Below are 23,521 nucleotides of genomic sequence, written 5' to 3'. Positions count from 1 at the left end.
GATCACAAATTCCTAATAGAGCAAAAGGCTGCGCCCTTTTTAAATTGACAATTTAGAATTGACGATTGACGATTATTGTTGAAAGTTATGGATAAAAATCACAGATTTTCTCTAAATTATATTTTTTAAATTTTAAAATCTTCCTTAGAAGATTTATCCTTGAATTGTCAATTTTCAATCGTCAATTGTCAATTTCTTAAACTCTTGCAACTTGCCACTTGTAATTTTTCACTCATTAAAGTTTTCAACTAAAAAATCTATATATTTTAATAGTTATCAAAGTTATCCACAGATTCGAAATTTTATAATATACTATAAATCAAAAAAAATAAGCCAAAGTTTGACTTATCTTTTTATATCCTATGATGTGTATAGGCTTTTCTCAAATATTTCTTTTATTTTTTCTAAATCATTTGTTTTACTTAGTGCTACCATAAGCTTTATTCTTGCCTTTTGTCCAGGTAGTGTATCTCCAAATATTACTCCTATTTTCCTTAAATCTTTTCCACCGCCAGGGTAACCATATGAATCACATACCCTACCTTCAAAACATCTAGATACTACAACTACAGGTATCTTGTTATCTATAGCTCTCTTAACACCTGAAACCATTTCTGGAGGTATATTACCTCTACCTAAGGCTTCTATTACAATCCCCTTATATCCTTTGTCTATTGCGAAATCTATAAAACTTGAATCCATTCCTGATGCACATTTGATTAAAGCAACTTTATCTTCTAATTCTGTTATATCAAATCTTTCTTTATCATTGCTATTTCTATAGAATAACACTTTATTATTATCCACCATTCCTATAGGTCCAAAATTTGGAGTTTTAAATGTACCTAGTGACATTGAATTTGTTTTCGTTACTTCTGATGCACAATTTAAATCTCCATTTAAACAAACTAGTACACCTCTTCCTCTAGCTTCATCAGAAATAGCTGTACATATAGATGCAGCTAAATTTGATGGACCATCATAACCTAGTTCTGAGCCACTTCTCATAGACCCTGTTACTATTATAGGTTTCTCTGTGTTTATAGTTAAATCAAGCAAATACGCCGTTTCTTCTAGAGTGTCTGTTCCATGGGTAACAACAACACCATCTATATCTTCTCTATCTATAAATTCTTTTATGAATTTAGACAATTTAAACATAATTTCTGGAGTTACATGTGGACTTGGTAGTGAAGAAAAAGTATGTGACTCTATTTTAGCATACCCTTCTATACCTGTTACCATAGCCATTATCTCTTCTCCAGTTAAACTAGGAACTGCAGCTTTAAGCTTTGGATCCACTTTCATGGAAATGGTTCCCCCATTAAAAATTACTGCTATTTTTTTCATGAGTTTTCCCCCTATGAGCATATATTTTACATTTTTTATTTACATTGTATATTCTACACCATACATATTAAAAATTCACCATTATTTTATACTACAAAAAAGGAGGCAATTACATTTTCCTCCTTTTTTTATTTAAACTTATCAATATATTAAAATATTCTATTACAATATACTATTTTAAAAGTTAATGTAGAAAATAAATATGATTTTAAATGTTATATATTTATGTCAACTTGTCCTTCATTTTCCTATTTAGTTTATTAACTCTTTCCTCTGTAAGCCCTGTCATTGAAATTATTTCTGTTATTCCTATACCTTTGTCTAGAAGTTCCTTAGCTTTTTCTGCAGCATCCTCATATTGGCCTTTTTTAAATTCTTTTGCCATATTAATCACCACTCTCCCTTCTATACAATTACTTTTGTTTTTTTACTTCATCGTCTTTTATAACCTCCGGTTTTTTAAATTTATCCGTTTTTTTCTTAGCCTTTTTATCTTCTCTATGCATTATAAATCAACTCCTTTCAATAAATATTTTGTCCAAAGAATTGATTTATATGCTGGAAGAAAATGAATGAAGTTTTTAATTATTTTTAAGTTGTTACGACTTTATTTTCCCCTGTTTTTATAATTTTCCTTTCCCATTTGCCACTTTTATAAATCATATAACCATATATACATATTATTAGATTACTAAAACTCATAGCAAACCATATACCTTCCTCATTTATATTAGTAAAATACTTAAATATTAATATCATAGGTAACCTAACAAACCAAAGCCTTCCTATTTCCATTGCCATAGAATACTTTGTGTGTCCTGATCCTTGAAATATACCTTGTAACACACTAAATATACCCATAAGTGGCATTGAAAAAGATATATATTTTAGATAAGTCATTCCTTGAGTTATTACATCCATATTATCTTTAGACTGCATAAAAAAATTTATTGTCTCATCGTCTTTCCAAATTAATAGAATACATCCTATTATCGAAAAAGCAACTGTAAATTTTACAGCTTTATAAAATCCATCTTTTACCCTTTTTATCTGATTCATTCCTAAGTTTTGACCAACAATTGTTGTAAGTGCAGCACCAACACCCATTGCTGGCTGCATTATAAGAGAAGTAATTCTGTTGACCATGCCAAAAGCAGCCATAGTGGCTGTTCCATAAGATGCAATAAAACTATTTAAAACTATAAATCCTAAGGCTGAACCTGACTGTCCTATAGATGATGGCAATGCAACCTTTAAAATATTATTTATCATTTCTCTATCAAATCTAAATCCCTTAAAACTAGGTCTTATTATAGAGGTAGGCTTGTTCACTATCTTAATAATAACTACACATAATAAGGCTTGACACAACAATGTTGCAAATGCTGCTCCTCCAATTCCTAAATTAAAAGTAAATATAAATATGGGATCCAAAATAGCATTTAAAATGGCACTAATTCCACCTAACATTGTTGGCGTAACCGTATTGCCTTGTGCATTCATTATAGAGTTAAAGTTATTAATTAAGAATACCAATGGAGTTCCCAAAAAACTTATTTTTAAATATATAATACTATAGTTTTCCAAATCACCAGTTGCTCCCATAATTCTTACTATAAGCGGAGTTAAAACATATCCTATTATCGCAAAAACTACAGATGTCACTAAAGACAATGCAATAAACTGGCTAGCGTATTTATTTGCTTCTTTCTCTTTTCCACCTCCTATGAGCTGAGACAATATGGCTGTTCCTGCTATAGATATTCCTATACCTAAAGATATGAATAGGAAACTAACCGGCCACACAAAAGATGTTGCTGCAAATTGAGTAGACCCTATTTTACTAACCCAAATACCATCAATTAAGTTATATAAAGTCTGTATTAGATTGTTAATCATTATTGGTACAGATAAAGTTATAAGAACTTTATACATGTTTCCTTCTAAAATTAGTTTTTTTCTATTTCTACTGTCCATTAAATGTCCCCCAATTTTTTATTTCAATATAATTGTATTTTATCATTTAGTATATAGTATTTGAAGAACTTAATCCCTTTATCCATAACAGATTTTATCTGTATATGTAATATACACTTTTCTTCTTACTTATTTAAATTTATGGTTATGCAAAATATTAAATTCATCTATATATAAGTTCTAATTAATAAAATTCATAATTTGCTAATTTACATTATTATGAATACTAAAATCACACTTTAAAGTCAACTGAATAAAATTTTTTAGAACCTATATAAATAAAAATCTCCCATTAAAACTAATGAGAGATTCTTATTTATATTATAGTATTATGCAAATTAACCCACCATTTCCTTCATTTATAATTTTTTGAAGTGTTCTTTGTATTTTTGTTTGAACATCTTCTGGCATTCTATACAATTTATTTTGCAATCCTTCTTTAACCATAACTTCTAAAGGCTTGCCAAACATATTACTTTGCCAAAGTTTTGCTGGATCACTATCAAACTGTTCCAATAGTCCATTGAAATAGTCCTCTGTCTCTTTTCCAACACCTATACTTGGTCTAATTTCAGTTTCTATATCAGCTTTTATAAAATGTAATGATGGAGCACTTGCTTTAAATTTAATCCTATCTCCTTCTCTTTCTGGTTTTTCAAATTTCATTTCTGAAAGTTCCGGCGCTACAAGACCATATCCTGTTTCTCTAACCTCTTTTAATGCATCTGATATCTTATCATATTCAACTTTTGCAATATGCAAATCTTGAATTATTGCAAGGAGTTCATTCTCCCCTCTTATTGAACAATCACAAATTTCGCTTAGGATTTGATAAAATATACCTTGCTTTGGTCTCATTTCAACCACAGCTGTACCTTCACCCATATTCATTTCATTGATGTTTGAACTTCCCATAAACTCTTCATCTTCAAAGTCATCTAAAACCTTCTTTATGTCTCTAACCTTATATACTTTTTTGCACATTTCTTTTATAATATTTAAAAATTCTTCTTTTAGCCAATGTGAAGGTTCTAATTTCTCTATCCATTCTGGCAATTCTATATTTATTTCTTTTATAGGAAATTCCTTCAATATTTTTTGAAAAAGATTCATAACATCTTCTTCATTCATGTTAAGTACATCCATTATTTGAACTGGTACATCATATTTTTCTTCCAAATCTTTTTTTAATTGTTTTGTTTCTTTTGAATATCCATGTGCTGAATTAAGTACTAGCATAAATGGTTTGTTTATACTCTTTAATTCGTCTATTACTCTTTCTTCAGCCTCAATATATTCCTCCCTAGGTATATCTGTTATAGATCCATCTGTTATTATAACTAATCCTATAGTTGAATGATCTGTTATAACTTTTTTAGTTCCTATTTCGGCAGCCTCTTCGAAAGGAATTTCATAATCATACCAAGGAGTTGTAACCATTTTAGCATTTTCTCCTTCAGTATAGCCTAACGCTCCTCTAACAATATAACCTACACAGTCAACCATTCTAACCTTAAATTTTATTCCGTCTTCAAGATCTATCTCTACTGCCTCATTAGGTATAAACTTAGGCTCTGTAGTGTGTATGGTTTTGCCTGATCCACTTTGTGGTAGTTCATCTTTAGCTCTTTCCTTTTTATAATCATTTTCTATCTTTGGTATAACCATCATATCCATAAATCTTTTTATGAACGTGGATTTTCCTGTTCTTACAGGACCGACTACGCCAACATAAATATCTCCCTGAGTTCTTTCCGCAATATTCTTGTATATGTTAAAATCCTCCAAGTCTAACCCTCCCAAATTTACATATTAACATTATATATATATTATTTTTATGCTTGATTTATTACCAATGATGTTATTAAAATTTAATTTCCATATTTTATATATAAAACAGTCTTAAATATTTGTAATTTTTCCCAACAACATATTATATTCTTATACTTTATATTTGTTCGTAAAAAAAGAGAATATGTTTCCATATTCTCTCTTTTTATATTAATCTTAATAACACTCTTTTTTCTTATCTCTTTGCATAAGTTCATGAACCCCTTGTTTAGGATCCTTGTTCTCAAACAAAACTTTATATAGCATATCTGTAATTGGCATGGATACCCCTAAATCCTCTTTGAATAAATAAAATGACTTACATGCCTTTATTCCTTCAACTACCATGCCTACTTCCTTAATAGCCTCATCCATGGTCTTTCCTTTGCCTATGAGTATTCCTGCTCTTCTATTTCTACTATGCATAGAGGTACATGTAACTATTAAATCACCCATTCCAGTAAGTCCAAAAAAGGTTTCTTTTTTCCCTCCAAGCTTTTCACCCACTCTAATTATTTCGCTCATTCCTCTAGTCATTAAAGCAGCTTTTGCATTATCTCCATAGCCTATTCCATCAGTTATACCTGCTGCTAAGGCTATAATGTTCTTAACTGCTCCGCCTATTTCAACACCAAGTAAATCATCATTTGTATAAACTCTAAAGTATGAAGTCATAAACAATTCCTGTACCTTTTCTGCATACTTTATATTTTTAGATGATGCAACTACCGTAGTTGGAGTTTCCTCTGCAACCTCTTCTGCATGACTTGGTCCTGATAATACAACTACAGGATTAGAAAATTCTTCTTCTAATATATCTGACATAAGTTTCAAAGTTCCTTCTTCAATTCCCTTTGCAACATTTATTATTATAGATTTATCATTCATATATGGTTTAGCTTTCTCACATATTTGTCTTACAACATGAGATGCTGTAGCAAATACAACATAATCAGCATTATCTAATACTTCTTTCATATTGCAAGAAGCATATATGCTACTATTAAGCTTTAAGTTTTTCATATATTTAGAATTTCTTTTATTCTCGTTTATATCATTAACTACTTTTTCATCTCTTGCCCATATGCATACACAATGACCTTTTTTAGCTAATAAATTAGAGAGAGCTGTGGCAAAGCTTCCTCCCCCAAGGAAAGCTATCTTAGACATATACTATTCCTTCCTTTCTCTAAACTCCATTTTAATACCAGTTCCTGAGAAATCAAAACTATTTCTAAGCTGGTTTTCTAAATATCTTTGATAAGAGAAATGCATTGTGTTGTAGTCATTTATAAAGAATACAAATGTAGGTGGCTTAGTAACTGGTTGTGTTACATAGTATATCTTTAATCTTCTTAAGCCAACAACTGGTGGTTCCTTCATAAGTACCGCTTTACTTATAACGTCATTTAATATACCCGTTGCTATTCTCTTGTTATAGTTATTATAACATTCTTTAGCCATTTGTAAAACTTTGTGAGTTCTCTGACCTGTTTTAGCTGATATAAATAAATATGGTGCATAAGATATAAAGTTTAATTTGCTTTGAATGTCTTTTTTATAATTATCTAAAGTTTTAGTTTCTTTTTCTATAAGATCCCACTTGTTAACTATTACCATTATAGCTTTATTAAGTTCATGTGCATACCCAACAATTTTTTCATCTTGCTCAGTTACACCATCTTCTGCATCTACCATTAATATACATACATCTGCTCTTTCTATGGCAGCTAAAGTTCTTATTACACTATATCTCTCTATTTCTTCTTTAACCTTGCTTTTTCTTCTAAGACCTGCTGTATCTATAAGTGTAAATCTACCTAAATCATTTTCAATATAACTATCTATGGCATCTCTTGTTGTTCCTGGTATGTTAGAAACTATTACCCTATCTTCTCCTAATAACTTGTTTATTAAAGAAGATTTTCCTACATTAGGTTTTCCTATTAACGCTATATTAATATTTTCTTCATCTTCACCATTATCGCCATCTGTATTAAAATGTTCCACAATCCTATCAAGCAGATCTCCTAATCCTAAACCTTGAGATGCTGATATTGTTATTGGATCACCTATTCCTAGATTGTAAAACTCATATGCATTATCTTCATCTTTTAAGTTATCTATCTTATTAACAACCAAGACTATTGGTTTTTTAGATTTTCTAAGCATTTGAGCAACTTCATGATCCGCTGCAGTTAATCCTTCTTTACCATCAACTATAAATGTTATTACATCTGCAGTTTCTATAGCAATTTGTGCCTGTCTTCTCATTTTTTCAACTATTACGCTTCCATTGTCACGCTCTATTCCACCTGTATCTATCATTGTGAACGTATGAGTAAGCCATTCTGCTTCGGCGTATATTCTATCTCTTGTAACACCTGGTGTGTCTTGAACAATAGATATTCTCTTTCCTGCTAATTTATTAAACAAAGTTGATTTTCCTACATTAGGTCTTCCAACCATTGCAACTATCGGTTTTGCCATTTTTTAATCCTCCCTTTTTCCACATTCATTTATTAAATTAATTAAACCTTCTCCTGTATAATCAAAAACAATAACCGTTCTATTTAAGGTATTCTCCATATGTTCAATAGTTATATCATCTAAAAATACTCTTTCATTAGCTCTTAGCATATTTCTTGGTATCATTATATACTTTCCTAACTCTTTGTCCTTCAACTGGTTTATTATATCTCCACCTGTTAAAAGGCCAGCTACTGTTATTGACTCTCCGAAAAATTTATTTAATATTTTTTCTACTTTTAAATTTAAGTTAGAATTTTTAATCATTATTTTATTGCACATTTTAAGAACTTCTTCATATGCAGAACTTCCTGTAACAAATGTAAATGATGAGTTTGTATCTTTATCTAAAAACTCTAAATCTCTATCTATAATTTGTCTAAGTATTCTTATCATACCAACTCCATCTTCTAGTTGGTCATATTCTCCATAAAACTCTTCATTGGGAACGTCCATATTAGCCATAACATAGAATTCATCTGCAAGTCTTATAAATGGATTTCCTGTTTCTTTAATATATTTTTCTTGAAGAGGTAATAAATCCATTATTTCTTTCTTTGCACTTTCTCTTGTATATGTATTAAGATTAAATAATCCATCTCTAAATTTAGTTACACCTACAGGAACAGCTGCTATATTTTGTACTTGAGGATATAACTTATAAAGATCTTCAACTGTACTCTTCAGCGCTTCTCCATTATTTAATCCTGGACATAAAACTATTTGAGCATGCATCTCTATTCCTGCATCGCTTAATCTTTGCATTCTCTCATTAATTTTCCCTGCAAATCTATTATTTAACATTTTGGTTCTTAACTCATCATTAGTAGTATGTACTGAAATATTTATAGGACTAATTCTATATCTTATTATTCTATCTATATCCTCGTCCTTCATATTAGTTAACGTAACAAAGTTACCTTGAAGGAATGATAATCTAGAATCATCATCTTTGAAATAAATTGTTTCTCTCATTCCTTTAGGATTTTGATCTACAAAGCAAAATATACATTTATTGTTACAACTTTTTGCTTTATCCATTATTCCTTCTTCGAATTCAAGACCTAGATCCTCTTCATAATCTTTGTCTATTTCATATTGCCATATTTCTCCATCTACTTTTTCTACTTCAATCTCTAAGTACTCATCGGCAATCAAAAATTTATAATCTATTATATCCTTAATAATTGTTTCATTTATACTAATAAGTTTATCTCCAACTTCAATTCCAAGCTCTTCCCCAATGCTATTATACATTACCTTAGAGATTTTTGTGTTCATAAAATTCCACTCCTAATTACTTACTATCATTATAGTATGATACCTTAATTAAATAAACTAGTCAATAAATAATACAATTTCTTACCTTTAGTTGAATTTTGTATTTTTAATAAATAATTAATGTTTATTTTACACAATACATTTAATCTTATTAAATATTATTGACATATTTACTTTTTTATAAAGCATTATCATAAATTAAATGAAAATAAGCCTGTCTACCTAAAAGCAAACAGGCATTTTTATTTATCTTTACTTTAAATCTTCTATTAGCGAGCTTAACTTGTCTAGTTCTACATGATCCATTACAACAACTTTGTACCATTTATTAGTTTCATTATGCACTTGAGGTACTAAGAAGTATTTTTCAACTATTTCATCACTAATATACTGTGACTCCATAGTAATAATATTCATTTTATCTTCTTTATAATACTTTATACCTAGCTTGTCTAGTTCCTTGCAGAACCATTCTGTTCTATTTCTTAATTTATTTATCTTCTCCATCCAACCGAATGGGCCATGAGTTGCAAGAATCATCCATATTGCCACCGCATTTGCACCTGAACGGCTACCACTTATTGTAACATCTAAATTTTCAATATAAGTAGCTTCTTCTGTAAGAGTATTATGGATCAAATTTTTTCTGCATAGGAAAATTCCTGTTCCATAAGGTGCTTGCAACATCTTATGTCCATCCAAAGTTATAGAACTTATATTTTTATTTGAAAAATCTGTGTTACAATTTGGATTGTCTATAGGGTATATAAATCCTCCAAATGCTCCATCTACATGTATTTTATATTCCAAATCATTATTATCGAATATCTCTGCATATAAATCTGGATCATCTACAGAGCCAAACATAGTGGTTCCCATGTTGGATATTACAATAAAATATTTCTTTCCTTTATTTTTGGCATCTTTTACTATTTTATCTAATGTACTAGGCTCTATCTTTCTGCTATAAAAGTCTACTGGAACCTGTATAATATCAATATTTAATAAATCTGCACCTTTATAAGCAGAGTAATGAGTGTCTACAGACGTTATTATAGCTATTTCGTCATGCTTTGCTTTTCTTTCATTCTTAAAATAATTTCTATATACCCACATTGCTTGAATATTTGCCTCAGTTCCCCCTTGAGCTATGTATCCATCAAATTCTTCATCTGTACCATTCAATACATCAATTGACAATAATTGAATTAGCTCTCTTTCTATATCAAAAGTTCCTCCAAATAATATATCTGCCTTATCATATGTATGACATCCTATATGATTAGGATTTTGTATAAAAGTTCTTAAATATGGAGACTGCTTTACAAATTGATGTCTATCATAAAATACAGCATCATCTAATTTTGTCCCTGGAATTCCTATTGTATCTGTATTATCATAATTCAATGTGCGTCCTAATGCCTTTGTTATTATTGTGTCAAGTTCTTGTTGAGTATGTTTTTTCCAAAATTTCATCTTAAAATCCCCTTCTTACTATAAATAATTATTTAACTTTTAAATTATCAGTGATATCTTTAAGATTAAATATAATTGCTTAGTATATTGTCTATTTTTAGATTATTATAGTAAAAATATCCTGTTGTTTCAAGCCTATAAGTTGTATACTACAAGCTCTATATAAATGGTACTTCATTATAATTTATGTTAAAATATGATATTTAAATAAAATTAATCTATGTTTTTTATAAGTTTAATTATATTTTTTCTTTCAATTTAACTTTATAGCAAAGTTTTTTATTTTACATTTATCTATAAATTTCTTCAAAAACAAACTAGGCACCTTTGGTACCTAGTTTGTTTCTAATCATTTAAATCTACAGTGTCTCCTGTTACTAAATATATAGTCCATTCACATATATTAGTTGCATGATCGGCCATTCTCTCTAAAAATTTACAAACAAATAAAAATTGAGTTGCTTGATGAATTATAGCGCTATCCTTTACCATAAGTTCTAATAATTCTGTAAATACATTTCTATATATTTCATCTATTTCATCATCCATTTTACATGTTTTATATGCAAGATTTACATTACCTGTTATATATGAATCTATAGAATTCTTAATCATTTTTTGCAACAGATTAGACATTTGGGGAATATCTATAAGTTCTTTTATATATTTTTCATCTTTTAATCTAATTACTATCTTAGCTATATCCACAGCATGATCTGCCATTCTCTCTAAGTCAGTTACTATTTTAGTTGTTGTGAAAATATTTCTTAAGTCCGTAGCTACTGGCTGCTCTTTAGCTATAAGCTTTATACATTTCCCCTCTATCTCTCTTTGCAAATCATCTACTAAATCATCATTTTTTATTATTTCACTAGCTAATTTATCGTCCTGTTTTTTTAATGATTCTATTGATAAATATATTTGCTTTTCAACTATGCTACTCATCCTTAACAAATCATTATGAAGATCTTTTAACTCATTATCAAAACTTATTCTTGCCATGTACTCACCTCTAATTTAATATTAGCCAAATCTTCCTGTTATATAGTCTTCCGTTCTTTTATCTTTTGGTCTATAAAATATATCATCTGTTTTTGAATTTTCTATTACTTCTCCATTTAAAAAGAATACAGTGTTATCTGCTATTCTAGCAGCTTGTTGCATATTATGGGTTACTATAACTACAGTGTACTGTTTCTTTAATGAATCCATAAGTTCCTCCACTTTTGATGTGGATATAGGATCAAGAGCAGATGTAGGTTCATCCATTAAAAGCACTTCAGGTTCTACTGCCAAGGTTCTTGCTATACATAATCTCTGCTGTTGACCACCAGATAATCCATATGCATTTTTCTTTAATTTATCCTTAACTTCATTCCATAAAGCTGCACCCTTTAAGCTTTTTTCAACTATTTCATCTAACTGTTTCTTATTTTTAATTCCATGAATTTTAGATCCATAGGCTACATTGTCATATATTGACATTTGAAAAGGATTGGGTTTTTGAAATACCATCCCTATTTTTTTTCTTAATTCTATAACATCATAGTCCTTACTGTATATATTTTCTTCTTCATATACTATATTTCCTTCTACCTTAACCCCTTCTATTAAATCATTCATTCTATTTATACTTCTAAGGAATGTTGATTTTCCACAACCAGAAGGTCCAATTAAAGCTGTGACCTTATTCTCATCTATTTTCAAATTTATATTTTTTAATGCATGGACTTTTCCATAATATAAATTTAGGTTTTGAGTTTCTATTATGCTCATTCTATATTTCCTCCTACTTTATCCCAGCATACTTATTGTAAATTTTCTTTCCTAAGACTCTTGCCGCAATATTAAAGATAAGTACCATTAATATTAACACTGCCGCAGATTTATTGGCTATTGCTGCTGCATCTGGTAAATTAGCCTCTGAATTTAACTTCCATATATGAATAGATAAAGTTTCAGCCGGTCTAAATATATTAAATGGATTTGCTTTACTTGCTATGGAAGATCCTAATTTAAAATGTGGAGTAGTCATACCCGCTGTATATAACAATGCTGCTGCCTCTCCAAATATTCTTCCTGCTGCCAATATTACTCCGGTAAGAATTTGAGGTATTGATGCTGGTATTAAAACATTTTTAATAGTTTGCCATTTAGTTGCACCCAAACCTAAGCTAGCTTCTTGAAACTTTTTTGAAACATCATTTATTGCATTTTCACAAACCCTAGTAAGTGATGGCAAATTTAATATAGTAAGAGCCAAAGCTCCACCTAATATTGTAAATCCCATCTTGAAAAAATTCACAAAAACAAGAAGTCCAAATAATCCTACTACTATTGATGGTAATGATGCCATTGTCTCTATGCAAAGTCTTATTATATTTAAAAAAGTTCCTTCTTTAGCATATTCACTAAGATATATTCCTGATCCTAATCCAATAGGAACTGTTAAAATTAATGCTAAAACTAGCAAATAAAAAGAATTAAACAACTGAGGACCTATGCCTCCTCCCGCTTCTCCTAATTTAGGTGATCCAAATAAAAAATTAGGATCCCAAAAACCTGTCCCCTTTATAAATATTATACCTAGCAATAAAGCTAATATTGCAACAATAAAAATAGATAATGCATATAAAATCCCTGTCCAAATTTTGTCTATAGTCTTAGCATTCATTATTTAGCTTCACCTCTTTTTCCTATAGATCTTATGATTATTATAAAAATAAAAGATACAAACAATAATAATGCAGCTAATGACCACAAAGCATTGTTCCATTGAGTTCCATTTATAGTGTTAGCCATATCCATTGTTAGAATTCCTGTTATTGTAGATGTTGAATCCATCAATCCTTTAGGAAACTTTATTGAATTACCTATTACCATCTGTACTGCAAGAGCTTCCCCAAAAGCTCTTGCCACTCCTAAAACTATACCTGTTAATATACCATTTTTTGCTGATGGTACAACAACTTTTGATATGGTCTGCCATCTAGTTGCACCTAGTCCATATGATCCTTCTATATATTCTCTTGGAACCGTCTTAATAGCATCTGATGCAATACTAGCTATGGTTGGTAATATCATAACACTCAGAACTATTATAGCGGCTAATAATGAAAATCCTATACCTCCAAAAGAGTTCTTTATAACTGGTACTAAAAATGATATACCTATCCATCCATAAACAACTGAAGGTATTCCAACAAATAACTCCAATGCTGGTTGCAAAACCTTTTTACCTATATTTTGAGAAATTAAATTCATAAAAATAGCCAATGCTATAGCTATTGGAGCTGCTATTATTATGGCCCCAAACGAAACTAATGCAGACCCTGTTAAAAATATTAATGCACCAAACTTAGGTGTTTCACCATCTGTAAGCCAAATTGGTGAGAACAAAAATTCTCTTATAGATGTTGTTTTAAATGTTGCTGCACCTTTCCAAAATACAAATCCTATTATTGCTAATGTAAGTACTACTATTAATATTCCACAAAAACTTGCATACCACTTACCCAGTGATTCATTTTTTAGTTTTGAAATACTCTTGCTTTTCATATAATCTCACAACCTCTTTACGATTAAATTAATCACTCTAGATATAATTCCATCCTGAAAATATACTACTTAAAATTTCCCATTGGAATATATCCTAGCTTTTCTACAGTGCCTTTATTTTCATCACTTTTTATAAAATCAATAAATGCCTTCACTTCATTTTCGGGCTCTCCCTTTGTTATCATGTACTCATAAGACCAGAAAGGATATTGGTTATCTACTATATTTTTATCTGTAGGTTCAATTCCATTTATTTTTATTAAGGTAACTCCTTCTTTATCTTTATCAGTCATTAAATTTGATAGTGCCACATATGATACTGATCCATCTGTTTCTTTAACAGCCTTTAGTGCTGCTGATGTGGAATCTTGAGTTATTCCTAATCCTTCTTTTTCATCATTTTCTTTTAAGATAGTATTTTTAAATGCCGCTCTTGTTCCAGATGATTTACTTCTATTTACAATAGTTATATTAATATTTTTCCCACCTAATTGGTTCCAATTGGTTGTTTTTCCTGTAAAAATATCTTGAATTTGTTCTATTGTTAAATTTTCAACGCCTACATCTTTAGTTGTAACTAAAGCAAATCCTATTCCACATACTTTTGTTTCAACTAATTGTTTTAGAATACTTTCATCCTTGATTTTTGATGATGCTGGTATATCCGAATTCCCTATTTGAGCACTCCCTTGAGCCACTTGATTTATTCCAACACCACTTCCTCCACCTTGAACATTTACTGTTACATCTGGATATTTTTGATTAAATCCTGACACTGTTTTTTCAACTAGTGGTTGAAGAGCCGTTGATCCTATTGATAATACCGTACCTGAATATGGTTTCTCACTATTTTTCTCTTTGCTTCCACATGCAGATAATAATGTTGTTCCTAATATTAATGTTAATGATAATATACCAAATTTAATAAAATTCTTCTTCATAGTTATAAAGCCTCCTAAAAGTTTTATTTTTCTAAACTTTATACTTACATATTGCCATTTCAAGGTTAACCCCGTATTATAGACAAGTTAAAAAATTTTAACATAGAATGAATCTTTATTCAGGTTGGGCCATCAGATAAATTTTTCAACTTATTTTTATTATGTTTTAAAATAAATATAATATACTTACATCTTATAAAATAACAAAAGTGGCTACGCTACGTTATAATTGAGAATTGACAGTTGTTGTTGAAAATCATAGACTTTCTTTAATAAGATTTCATCCAACATTGTCAATTGTAAATTCTTAATTCTCAATCTCTTTAACACTATGTTTTATCAGTATTTTAGAATCAAATTTTTTTATACTTTCATGTACATCCAAAAGAGGTATATATATTAAAGAATTTAAATTCTTACAATATATATACCTCTTTAAAAGTTTATAATTTTTTAATTGGAAGTGTTATTTTAAATTCACTTCCTTTTCCAACTTCACTTTTTACATCTATTTTTCCTTCAAATGTTATTATTATATGTTTTACTATTGCAAGTCCTAAGCCAGTACCGCCATTAGCTCTTGATCTAGCTTTATCAACTCTATAGAATCGTTCAAACAATCTCGATATATGTTCTTCTGATATACCCATTCCTTTATCAATAATTTTAATTACACAATTATTGCTTTCTTTACCTGATATAACCTTTACTTTTCCTTTAAAATCAGAATATTTTATACCATTATCTATTAAGTTTATCATCATTTGTTTAAACCTATCTTTATTTCCTATTAATGTTACATTACTATTAAGATTAAATTCTAATAAAATATCTTTTTTATCAGCGGTGTTCTTCATAAGATAATATAAATCTTTTAGAACTTCGTCAACTTTTATTATTTCTATAACATCATCATTATGCTGCTCTATATGGGATAAAATTAATATATCTTCAATTAATCTAGTAAGCCTTTCAGCTTCATCATTTATTATATTTAAAAATCTTTCCTTATTTACATCATCATCTACATATTTTAGTGTTTCTGCAAATCCTTTTATAGATGTTAAAGGTGTTTTTAATTCATGAGATACATTAGCCACAAACTCTGATCTCACATTCTCTAACTTTTTAATATCAGTTACATCTTGTACCACAGCTACTGTACCAATGAGCTCTGTATCTGTTCTTATTTCTGCCGTCCTTATTCTAAGATCTTTTTCACTTGGCCATAGTATAGTTAGTTCTTTAAAATCATCACTATTTTCTTTAAAAACTTTTTCAAATTCAAAATCCCTTATATTATCCATAAGGTTTTCCCCTATAATATTCTTTTTTATTCCAAATATTTTTTTTGCATAAGGGTTCATCATTATAATTTTTGAATTTCTATCTACTGCAACCACACCACTATCCATGCTTTTCAAAATTGCCTCTAGTCTATTCTGTTTATCTCTAGCTTCACTAATAGTGCTTTGAAGTTTATTAGTCATATTGTTAAATGTCTTTGCTAAGTCTCCTACCTCATCACCATAATATGCCTTTACCCTTCTATTTAAATCTCCACCTGCAATTCTAGATGTTACAAACTCTAATTCCTTTATTGGATCAACAATTATCTGAGATAATCTGACAGATAACATTACTGCCATAAATATAACTAATATAAAAACAATAATATAATACTTTATAAATTCACTTTTTAATATGTTGATATTATCTAATGCAATAGCTGTTCTTATTATGCCCCCATCACTTAACTCCGTTGCATAATAAAGCATATTTTTATCTAATGAGCCACTATATCTTATACTACTTCCATTCCCAGATTCTTTAGCCTGTTTCACCTCTTCTCTGTCAGAATGAGTTCCCATTATTTTAGAGTCCACATCTGAATCATATAAAACTTCTCCATTTTTATTTATCCACGTTATTCTAAAGTCTTCTTTATTATAAAGTTCATCAAATACATAATTAATATCATTAATACTTTTGTTCTCAATTGCTCTATTTATGATTCTGTTATTTATACTTAATTCTTGTTTTGTATTAGTTATTTGTTGATAATTAGAAATAACTATAAACAATGAGCTTATCACTATTAAGGTAAAAATTATTGTACTTATAACCAATATGAGTATTTTTTTTCTCATTGTTAATCCCCATAGCTAAACCTATAGCCTATACCCCTTATAGTCTCTATATACTTAGGATTTTTATCATCATCCTCTATTTTTTGTCTCAAATGCCTTATATGAACATCTACAGTCCTTGTTTCTCCAATATACTCATACCCCCATATTTTATCTAGAAGGAAATCTCTAGTCATAACTCTACCCTTATTTTTTATAAGTATTTCTAGAAGTTCAAATTCTTTAAGTGTAAGATCTACTCGTTTCTCGTGTTTTAAAACTTCATGTTTATCAAAATCTATAGTCATATTTCCAAATTTACATGATGTATCAACAAATTGTGTACTTACTCTTCTAAGGACAGCCTTTACTCTTGCAAGTAACTCTCTTACTGAAAAAGGTTTAGTTATATAATCATCTGCACCTAGCTCTAATCCAAGTATTTTATCTAGTTCCTCACTTTTTGCAGTGATCATAATAACTGGTATGTTGGCTATTGTATTATCTTTTCTTATTTCCTTACAAATATCATAGCCATCCATTCCTGGCAACATTAAGTCTAGTAATATAAGCTTAGGCAGCTCTTTTCTTATAACATTTAAAGCATTAGTTCCTGTATTACAAGTAACAACCTCATATCCCGAATTTTCCAAATTAAATTTTATGAGTTCTAATATATGTTCCTCATCATCTACTATTAAAATTTTATCCTTAGCCATTGTTTAACACCTCCAAATTAATATATTAAGACATAAACACAAGAGTCAACAACCGTCCACTTTTTTCTTTATCTTTTCTATATGAATGAAAATCAAACTTTGAACTACAATAAGTACATTGATTTAAACTTTTTATATTTTCTTCTTTAACATTTTTATTTTTAAGATCTGCAATTATACAATTTTCTAAACTAAGGTATCTACCCTTATTTATATTATGTTTACTAAATAGCTCATCTTTTTTGAAAATGTCTATCATTTCTTCACTTACTTCATAACAACATTCTCTATTATGTGGTCCTATAATAGCTATAATATCCTCGCCCTTAGTATCATATGTTTGTTTCATTTTTTCTATTGCTGCTCCAACTATATGGTTTAATGTACCCTTCCATCCACTATGTATGGCACTTATAACTTTATTTTTAATATCATATAAAACAACTGGAGTACAATCAGCCGTAAATACACTTATCCCCAAATTAAACTTGTTGGTTATAAGTCCATCTCCTTCTAAAATTTTTTCACAATTAAGTTCAGTTACATCCCAAACTAACTTACTATGAGTTTGACTTAAATATTTTATATCCTCTAATTTGTATTTATCCTTTATGAAATCTATTTTCTTCTTGAAATCATCCCTATTCCTCGAGAAATCCAAATTATTTTTAGCTGTTGAAAATATAAATGTAACATTGTCATTTTTTATTTTAATGAAATCATAATTGTTTTCTATTGTTTCTATCTCCATTTTTTCCTCCATAAATATTTTATAATAGTATTTTCATATTATCTTTCAAATAATTTTAACACTAATTCTATAATATATTAAATATAATTCCTTATATTTAACGTTTTTAATTGAATATTAACAAAAGCCAAACTAATTAATTAGTCTGGCTCATTTAGTTGACATTAAGTTTTCGATTTCTTCCATAAATGTATTTATATCCTTAAATTGTCTATATACAGAAGCAAATCTTACATAGGATACTTCATCGATGTTCTTTAATCTTTCCATAATTAGCTCCCCTATGTATTCTGATTTAACTTCAGTAAGCATTTTATTACTTAGGTCTTTTTCTATATGTTGAGCAATCTCTTCTATTTGAGATCTTGATACTTGTCTTTTTTGACATGCCTTTATTAGTCCATTTATTATTTTACTTTTATCAAAATATTCTCTAGTTAAATCTTTTTTTATAACTAATATAGGTATGTCTTCTATTTTTTCATAAGTCGTATATCTTTTACCACACTTTAAGCATTCTCTTCTTCTTCTTATTGCACTATCATCATCAGTAGATCTCGAATCCACAACTTTACTTTCCTCATGGGTACAATATGGACATTTCATGCTTCTTCACGCCCCTTTGTTGAAATTATATATAGTATTATATTATTATACTATATTTTTCTATAATTTCTACACTTCATTTGAATTAGTTTTATTATAATTAACTAATATTACATCAACTCCAATTTTGACTACATTTTCCCAAGGTATTTCTCTTGCATCTTCCTTTTTAAACCAAGATGCTTTTTCTTCTGGCAATACTAAAGCTAAAATTTTATAGTTATCACAATCAATTTTTAAATCCTTTATATACCCTAGTTTCATACCTAAATTTATATCAATTACTTCCATAGTCCTTAATTGATTTACTGAATGCATTGAATCTAAATCCATAAAATCTCCCCCTTATTAATGATTTATATGTTGTTTATCTGCATGGTATACGTCTTAAATAAAAAAACTATATTAGATGGCATAATTTTTTATTAATGCATCTAATATAGTTTAAAATGATTTAATATTCGTCTTATAATTCCTAAAGTATTTTTCAATTATTAACTCTTCTATACGTATTTTCTCATGTGCCTTAGTGCTGTTTTTTCTAATCTTGATACTTGTGCTTGAGATATTCCTATTTCATCTGCCACTTCCATTTGAGTTCTTCCATCAAAGAATCTTAAATTTAATATTAATTTTTCTCTATTATTAAGTTTCTTCATAGCCTCCTTTATGGAAATATTCTCTAGCCAACTATCATCCAAATTTTTAGAATCACTTATCTGATCCATAACATATATGGCATCTCCGCCATCATTATATATAGGTTCAAATAATGAAACTGGATCTTGAATAGCATCTAATGCAAACACTACCTCTTCTCTAGGAACTTGTAGTTCATGTGCTATCTGAGATATTGTAGGTTCCTTATTATTATCGTTAATCAGTTGATCTCTTACAAGTAAAGCTCTATAGGCTATATCCCTTAAAGATCTACTTACTCTAATAGAATTATTATCTCTAAGATATCTGCGTATTTCTCCAATAATCATAGGAACTGCATAGGTTGAAAATTTTACATTTTGACCCAAATCAAAATTATCTATTGATTTCATAAGTCCTATACATCCTACCTGAAATAAATCATCTACATTCTCTCCTCTGTTATTAAATCTCTGAATAACACTTAAAACTAGTCTTAGATTACCTCTTATAAATTCCTCCCTCGCTTGTTCATTGCCTTGCCTAATTGATATAAGAAGCGCTTTCATCTCTTTTTCTTTTAATATTGGCAACTTGGATGTATTAACACCACAAATTTCCACCTTACTAATCATCATATAGTTATCAGCCCCTTCAGAGTGTTTCAATTAAATTGTTCCCTGAGAGAATAATTTTTATACCGCTGACAACCCTATAACATTTTATTTATTTCTTTTTTCAATCTATTTATTATTCTTTTTTCCAACCTTGATATATAAGATTGTGATATTCCAAGCATATCCGCAACTTCCTTTTGTGTTTTTTCTTTGTGTCCTTGAAGACCAAATCTTAATCTAACAATTTCTTGTTCTCTTTGATTTAATTTGTCTAAAGCCACACATAAAAGTTCCCTGTCAATTTCATCTTCTATATAATTATATACTGTATCATTTTCTGTACCCAATATATCAGAAAGCAATAATTCATTTCCATCCCAATCTGTATTTAGTGGTTCATAAAAAGATATCTCCGATTTAATCTTTGAATTTCTTCTTAAATACATAAGAATTTCATTCTCTATACATCTAGAAGCATATGTTGCTAATTTTATCTTTTTTTCTGGATCAAATGTACTTACAGCCTTTATAAGACCTATAGTTCCTACAGATGTCAAATCCTCAACTGCAACTCCTGTATTTTCAAATTTCCTTGCAATATATACAACTAACCTTAAATTTCTTTCTATGAGAGTACTTTTAACATTTCTATCTCCTTTAACTAATTCTGAGACTAGACTCTCTTCCTCATCTTTAGTTAATGGTGGTGGAAGAGCATCGTTTCCTCCTATGTAATAAAGTTTATTTCTAAATATTCCTAACTTAGATAAGATTTTGTTTAATAATAATTTTAATTTATTCATAAAATATCACCCCTATATTAATCCTCTTGATAAAAGTCCATCATAATCACCAGTGCTACTTAATCTATCTTTACATATGCAAACAATAGCTTCCCTAAATTGTATATTGTTTTTATCTAAAACTATTTTTACTCCCAATGGCTTAAAGCCATTTAATAGTCCTGTATCTCCATTTACAACTTTGTATGGTATTTTATAAAAATCTTTTTCTTTTAAATTTACATCACTAAAATTTTTTTCTTCAACAATAATCACAGGTAAGTTTGTTACTGGTTCCCTAAGTTCATTTCCTGTATCTAAAAAAGCTCTTATAGTTTTATTCCAATTATTGTCTAAAATCTCAATATCATATATATACTTATTCATAGTTTTTCTGTCGTCTATATAAATCATAATTCTGTTAATTGTAAGATATATTATTATTATTGCTAAAAATAAGTATTTATACGAAAACTTAACTGTTGTATAAGGATTTAAACTCACTCCATTTTTAGATATATCTAAAAAGATACATAGCCCTGCCAATAGCATAGAGTACATAATATAAATAAAAGTACTTTTTATTAAAAATATAAGGTTCTTTTTTTTAAAAACCCAAAAGGTCATTAATAAAGAAACTATAAGTTTAAATATAATGCTATTAAAGAATCTTAAACTTGGGAAAAGCAATACTATACAATAACAAGCGCCAGCTAATGCTGGGAGAAAAACACTTTTGAAATACACCTTTATTTTCAGAGTATTAGCAGTTAATACTAATAAAAAAAAATTTACTACTAAATTCTCTAAAATGAGGACATCTAGATATACTTCCATAACACCTCCCCCTTTATTAATAATTATATAGATTGTTGCTTCAAAATTTTGTCATTTCATGATTATTATATAGTTTTTATTTTGTTATTTTTTTACATTTTAATTTATATTTTGTTTATCTCTTCCTATAACTTATTAACATTGCTTCTTACTACAGGTTTTTATTGTAATTTATTATACTTTTTAATTATTCTTAGTCTCTTAATTTTTTTCACAAAAAAAATGGCTACGCAACACTTTAATTGAAAATTGAGATTTGACAATTTACAATTATGGTTAAAAGCCACAGATTTTCTAAGTATGAAGTTGAAAGTTTTTAATTACAAGTTAAAGTAAAAAAAGAGATAGTCAGTTGACTATCTCTTATTTTTTCTTAAAAATGCTGGAATCTCTATATCATTATCATTATATGTTCTTGTAGGTGCTACTTCTTCAGCCGCTTCTTTTTTGGCTTGTGGTTCACGGTTTGATATTTGTTCTCCAGTTAAAGCCTTATGTGTTTTTTCATCAACAACTCCTTGTTGAATTTCTTTCTCACATTCAAAACCTGTAGCTATAACTGTTATTCTTATTTCATCTTTAAGATTTTCATCTATAACAGCACCAAATATTATATTAGCATCTGGATCTGCTGCCTGTTGAACAATTTCAGCTGCTTCATTTATTTCTAAAAGTCCTAAATCAGCTCCACCAGTAACATTTAAAAGAACTCCTGTAGCTCCAACTATTGATGTCTCTAATAATGGTGATGAAATAGCTTGTCTAGCAGCTTCAGCCGCCCTGTTATCTCCATCGCCTCTACCTACACCCATATGTGCTAATCCTTTATCAATCATAACTGTTCTTACATCCGCAAAGTCAAGATTAACTAAACCCGGAATTGTTATTAAGTCTGATATACCTTGTACACCTTGTCTTAATATATCATCAGCCATTTTAAAAGAATCTAACAATGTTGTTTTCTTATCAACCATTGAAAGTAACCTTTCATTAGGTATTGTAACAAGTGTGTCTACCCTTTGTTTTAAATTTTCTATACCCATTTCTGCATGTAACATTCTCTTTCTTCCTTCAAATGGAAAAGGTTTCGTTACAACTCCAACAGTTAAAATTCCCATTTCCTTAGCTATTTCAGCTACAACTGGGGCAGCTCCTGTACCAGTTCCACCACCCATACCTGCAGTTATAAATACCATATCTGCACCTTTTATAGCTTGGGAAATTTCCTCTTTACTTTCTTCTGCTGCCTTCATTCCTATTTCAGGATTAGCTCCAGCTCCTAGTCCTTTTGTTAATTTATCTCCAATTTGTATCTTTTGTGTAGCATGAGATAACATTAACGCTTGTTTATCTGTGTTAACAGAAATAAATTCTACATTTTTTAATCCTTCTATTATCATTCTGTTTACGGCGTTATTTCCTCCGCCACCACAACCTATAACTTTAATATTGGCAAACTGTTGAACATCTACATCGAAATCTAACAAGATAATTCCTCC

22 protein-coding genes are annotated in these 23,521 nt (G+C 29.1%); all 22 read right to left on the bottom strand.

The annotated features are described in order from the left end of the window. Positions 1 to 360: 360 nt before the first annotated feature. The gene (locus BM119_RS02125) at positions 361 to 1,350 is read right to left on the bottom strand and encodes an asparaginase (RefSeq protein WP_090038467.1); all 990 of its coding nucleotides are present in this window, start codon (positions 1,348 to 1,350) and stop codon (positions 361 to 363) included. 223 nt (positions 1,351 to 1,573) lie between these two features. Then, positions 1,574 to 1,735: a hypothetical protein gene (locus BM119_RS19735; RefSeq protein ID WP_177199285.1), complete on the bottom strand. Its 162-nt coding sequence runs from the start codon at positions 1,733 to 1,735 to the stop codon at positions 1,574 to 1,576. 206 nt (positions 1,736 to 1,941) lie between these two features. After that, positions 1,942 to 3,327: an MATE family efflux transporter gene (locus tag BM119_RS02120; protein WP_090038464.1), complete on the bottom strand. Its 1,386-nt coding sequence runs from the start codon at positions 3,325 to 3,327 to the stop codon at positions 1,942 to 1,944. A gap of 321 nt (positions 3,328 to 3,648) precedes the next feature. Continuing rightward, positions 3,649 to 5,115 (bottom strand): stage IV sporulation protein A, encoded by a 1,467-nt coding sequence (spoIVA, locus tag BM119_RS02115; protein ID WP_090038462.1) that lies wholly within the window; start codon positions 5,113 to 5,115, stop codon positions 3,649 to 3,651. A 219-nt stretch (positions 5,116 to 5,334) separates the two neighbouring features. Beyond that, positions 5,335 to 6,327 (bottom strand): NAD(P)H-dependent glycerol-3-phosphate dehydrogenase, encoded by a 993-nt coding sequence (locus BM119_RS02110; RefSeq protein ID WP_090038460.1) that lies wholly within the window; start codon positions 6,325 to 6,327, stop codon positions 5,335 to 5,337. A 3-nt stretch (positions 6,328 to 6,330) separates the two neighbouring features. Continuing rightward, a complete protein-coding gene (gene der / locus BM119_RS02105) occupies positions 6,331 to 7,647 on the bottom strand; it encodes a ribosome biogenesis GTPase Der (protein ID WP_090038458.1) in 1,317 nt (438 codons plus the stop codon). 3 nt (positions 7,648 to 7,650) lie between these two features. After that, positions 7,651 to 8,967 carry a DUF512 domain-containing protein gene (locus BM119_RS02100; RefSeq protein ID WP_090038456.1) on the bottom strand — a complete coding sequence of 439 codons (1,317 nt, stop codon included), beginning with the start codon at positions 8,965 to 8,967 and terminating at the stop codon, positions 7,651 to 7,653. 252 nt (positions 8,968 to 9,219) lie between these two features. Next, positions 9,220 to 10,443, bottom strand: coding sequence for a pyridoxal-dependent decarboxylase (locus tag BM119_RS02095; RefSeq protein ID WP_090038454.1), 1,224 nt, complete (start codon positions 10,441 to 10,443; stop codon positions 9,220 to 9,222). 345 nt (positions 10,444 to 10,788) lie between these two features. Beyond that, positions 10,789 to 11,445: a phosphate signaling complex protein PhoU gene (gene phoU, locus BM119_RS02090; RefSeq protein ID WP_090038452.1), complete on the bottom strand. Its 657-nt coding sequence runs from the start codon at positions 11,443 to 11,445 to the stop codon at positions 10,789 to 10,791. A 21-nt stretch (positions 11,446 to 11,466) separates the two neighbouring features. Then, the gene (gene pstB / locus BM119_RS02085) at positions 11,467 to 12,219 is read right to left on the bottom strand and encodes a phosphate ABC transporter ATP-binding protein PstB (protein WP_090038449.1); all 753 of its coding nucleotides are present in this window, start codon (positions 12,217 to 12,219) and stop codon (positions 11,467 to 11,469) included. Positions 12,220 to 12,232: 13 nt separating this feature from the next. Next, positions 12,233 to 13,117 (bottom strand): phosphate ABC transporter permease PstA, encoded by an 885-nt coding sequence (gene pstA / locus BM119_RS02080; RefSeq protein ID WP_090038448.1) that lies wholly within the window; start codon positions 13,115 to 13,117, stop codon positions 12,233 to 12,235. Next, positions 13,117 to 14,001 (bottom strand): phosphate ABC transporter permease subunit PstC, encoded by an 885-nt coding sequence (gene pstC / locus BM119_RS02075; RefSeq protein WP_090038447.1) that lies wholly within the window; start codon positions 13,999 to 14,001, stop codon positions 13,117 to 13,119. Before pstC ends, pstA begins: the two co-directional genes overlap by 1 nt. A 65-nt stretch (positions 14,002 to 14,066) precedes the next feature. Further along, positions 14,067 to 14,942 carry a phosphate ABC transporter substrate-binding protein gene (locus tag BM119_RS02070; RefSeq protein ID WP_090038446.1) on the bottom strand — a complete coding sequence of 292 codons (876 nt, stop codon included), beginning with the start codon at positions 14,940 to 14,942 and terminating at the stop codon, positions 14,067 to 14,069. A 443-nt stretch (positions 14,943 to 15,385) separates the two neighbouring features. After that, complete coding sequence (pnpS, locus tag BM119_RS02065) at positions 15,386 to 17,092, bottom strand: two-component system histidine kinase PnpS (protein WP_090038445.1); 1,707 nt, start codon at positions 17,090 to 17,092, stop codon at positions 15,386 to 15,388. 2 nt (positions 17,093 to 17,094) lie between these two features. Further along, the gene (locus tag BM119_RS02060) at positions 17,095 to 17,790 is read right to left on the bottom strand and encodes a response regulator (protein ID WP_090038443.1); all 696 of its coding nucleotides are present in this window, start codon (positions 17,788 to 17,790) and stop codon (positions 17,095 to 17,097) included. A 25-nt stretch (positions 17,791 to 17,815) separates the two neighbouring features. Then, positions 17,816 to 18,541, bottom strand: coding sequence for a peptidoglycan editing factor PgeF (gene pgeF, locus BM119_RS02055; RefSeq protein ID WP_090038441.1), 726 nt, complete (start codon positions 18,539 to 18,541; stop codon positions 17,816 to 17,818). Positions 18,542 to 18,691: 150 nt separating this feature from the next. Beyond that, the gene (gene nrdR, locus BM119_RS02050; RefSeq protein WP_090038440.1) at positions 18,692 to 19,147 is read right to left on the bottom strand and encodes a transcriptional regulator NrdR; all 456 of its coding nucleotides are present in this window, start codon (positions 19,145 to 19,147) and stop codon (positions 18,692 to 18,694) included. 69 nt (positions 19,148 to 19,216) lie between these two features. Continuing rightward, entirely contained in the window at positions 19,217 to 19,480 is a 264-nt protein-coding gene (locus BM119_RS02045) for a YlmC/YmxH family sporulation protein (protein ID WP_090038438.1), read from the bottom strand. Between the two features lie 170 nt (positions 19,481 to 19,650). Then, on the bottom strand, positions 19,651 to 20,424 hold the full coding sequence (sigG, locus tag BM119_RS02040) for an RNA polymerase sporulation sigma factor SigG (protein WP_090038437.1): 774 nt from the start codon (positions 20,422 to 20,424) through the stop codon (positions 19,651 to 19,653). Between the two features lie 74 nt (positions 20,425 to 20,498). Then, positions 20,499 to 21,206, bottom strand: coding sequence for an RNA polymerase sporulation sigma factor SigE (gene sigE, locus BM119_RS02035; RefSeq protein ID WP_090038435.1), 708 nt, complete (start codon positions 21,204 to 21,206; stop codon positions 20,499 to 20,501). Between the two features lie 12 nt (positions 21,207 to 21,218). Next, a complete protein-coding gene (spoIIGA, locus tag BM119_RS02030; protein ID WP_090038433.1) occupies positions 21,219 to 22,022 on the bottom strand; it encodes a sigma-E processing peptidase SpoIIGA in 804 nt (267 codons plus the stop codon). Between the two features lie 356 nt (positions 22,023 to 22,378). Next, entirely contained in the window at positions 22,379 to 23,509 is a 1,131-nt protein-coding gene (gene ftsZ, locus BM119_RS02025) for a cell division protein FtsZ (protein ID WP_090038432.1), read from the bottom strand. Between the last annotated feature and the right edge of the window lie 12 nt (positions 23,510 to 23,521).

This window comes from Clostridium frigidicarnis, assembly GCF_900111985.1.
Taxonomy (GTDB): Bacteria; Bacillota; Clostridia; order Clostridiales; family Clostridiaceae; genus Clostridium_Z; species Clostridium_Z frigidicarnis.
This window is presented reverse-complemented; position numbering and strand designations above follow the sequence as displayed.

Excerpts from the sequence above, each read along its gene's own strand:
- BM119_RS02125 (WP_090038467.1), bottom strand. The coding sequence starts at position 1,350 with ATGAAAAAAATAGCAGTAATTTTTAATGGGGGAACCATTTCCATGAAA.
- BM119_RS19735 (WP_177199285.1), bottom strand. The coding sequence starts at position 1,735 with ATGGCAAAAGAATTTAAAAAAGGCCAATATGAGGATGCTGCAGAAAAA.
- BM119_RS02120 (WP_090038464.1), bottom strand. The coding sequence starts at position 3,327 with ATGGACAGTAGAAATAGAAAAAAACTAATTTTAGAAGGAAACATGTAT.
- BM119_RS02110 (WP_090038460.1), bottom strand. The coding sequence starts at position 6,327 with ATGTCTAAGATAGCTTTCCTTGGGGGAGGAAGCTTTGCCACAGCTCTC.
- der (WP_090038458.1), bottom strand. The coding sequence starts at position 7,647 with ATGGCAAAACCGATAGTTGCAATGGTTGGAAGACCTAATGTAGGAAAA.
- BM119_RS02100 (WP_090038456.1), bottom strand. The coding sequence starts at position 8,967 with ATGAACACAAAAATCTCTAAGGTAATGTATAATAGCATTGGGGAAGAG.
- BM119_RS02095 (WP_090038454.1), bottom strand. The coding sequence starts at position 10,443 with ATGAAATTTTGGAAAAAACATACTCAACAAGAACTTGACACAATAATA.
- phoU (WP_090038452.1), bottom strand. The coding sequence starts at position 11,445 with ATGGCAAGAATAAGTTTTGATAATGAGTTAAAAGATCTTCATAATGAT.
- pstB (WP_090038449.1), bottom strand. The coding sequence starts at position 12,219 with ATGAGCATAATAGAAACTCAAAACCTAAATTTATATTATGGAAAAGTC.
- pstA (WP_090038448.1), bottom strand. The coding sequence starts at position 13,117 with ATGAATGCTAAGACTATAGACAAAATTTGGACAGGGATTTTATATGCA.
- pstC (WP_090038447.1), bottom strand. The coding sequence starts at position 14,001 with ATGAAAAGCAAGAGTATTTCAAAACTAAAAAATGAATCACTGGGTAAG.
- BM119_RS02070 (WP_090038446.1), bottom strand. The coding sequence starts at position 14,942 with ATGAAGAAGAATTTTATTAAATTTGGTATATTATCATTAACATTAATA.
- pnpS (WP_090038445.1), bottom strand. The coding sequence starts at position 17,092 with ATGAGAAAAAAAATACTCATATTGGTTATAAGTACAATAATTTTTACC.
- BM119_RS02060 (WP_090038443.1), bottom strand. The coding sequence starts at position 17,790 with ATGGCTAAGGATAAAATTTTAATAGTAGATGATGAGGAACATATATTA.
- pgeF (WP_090038441.1), bottom strand. The coding sequence starts at position 18,541 with ATGGAGATAGAAACAATAGAAAACAATTATGATTTCATTAAAATAAAA.
- nrdR (WP_090038440.1), bottom strand. The coding sequence starts at position 19,147 with ATGAAATGTCCATATTGTACCCATGAGGAAAGTAAAGTTGTGGATTCG.
- BM119_RS02045 (WP_090038438.1), bottom strand. The coding sequence starts at position 19,480 with ATGGATTTAGATTCAATGCATTCAGTAAATCAATTAAGGACTATGGAA.
- sigG (WP_090038437.1), bottom strand. The coding sequence starts at position 20,424 with ATGATGATTAGTAAGGTGGAAATTTGTGGTGTTAATACATCCAAGTTG.
- sigE (WP_090038435.1), bottom strand. The coding sequence starts at position 21,206 with ATGAATAAATTAAAATTATTATTAAACAAAATCTTATCTAAGTTAGGA.
- spoIIGA (WP_090038433.1), bottom strand. The coding sequence starts at position 22,022 with ATGGAAGTATATCTAGATGTCCTCATTTTAGAGAATTTAGTAGTAAAT.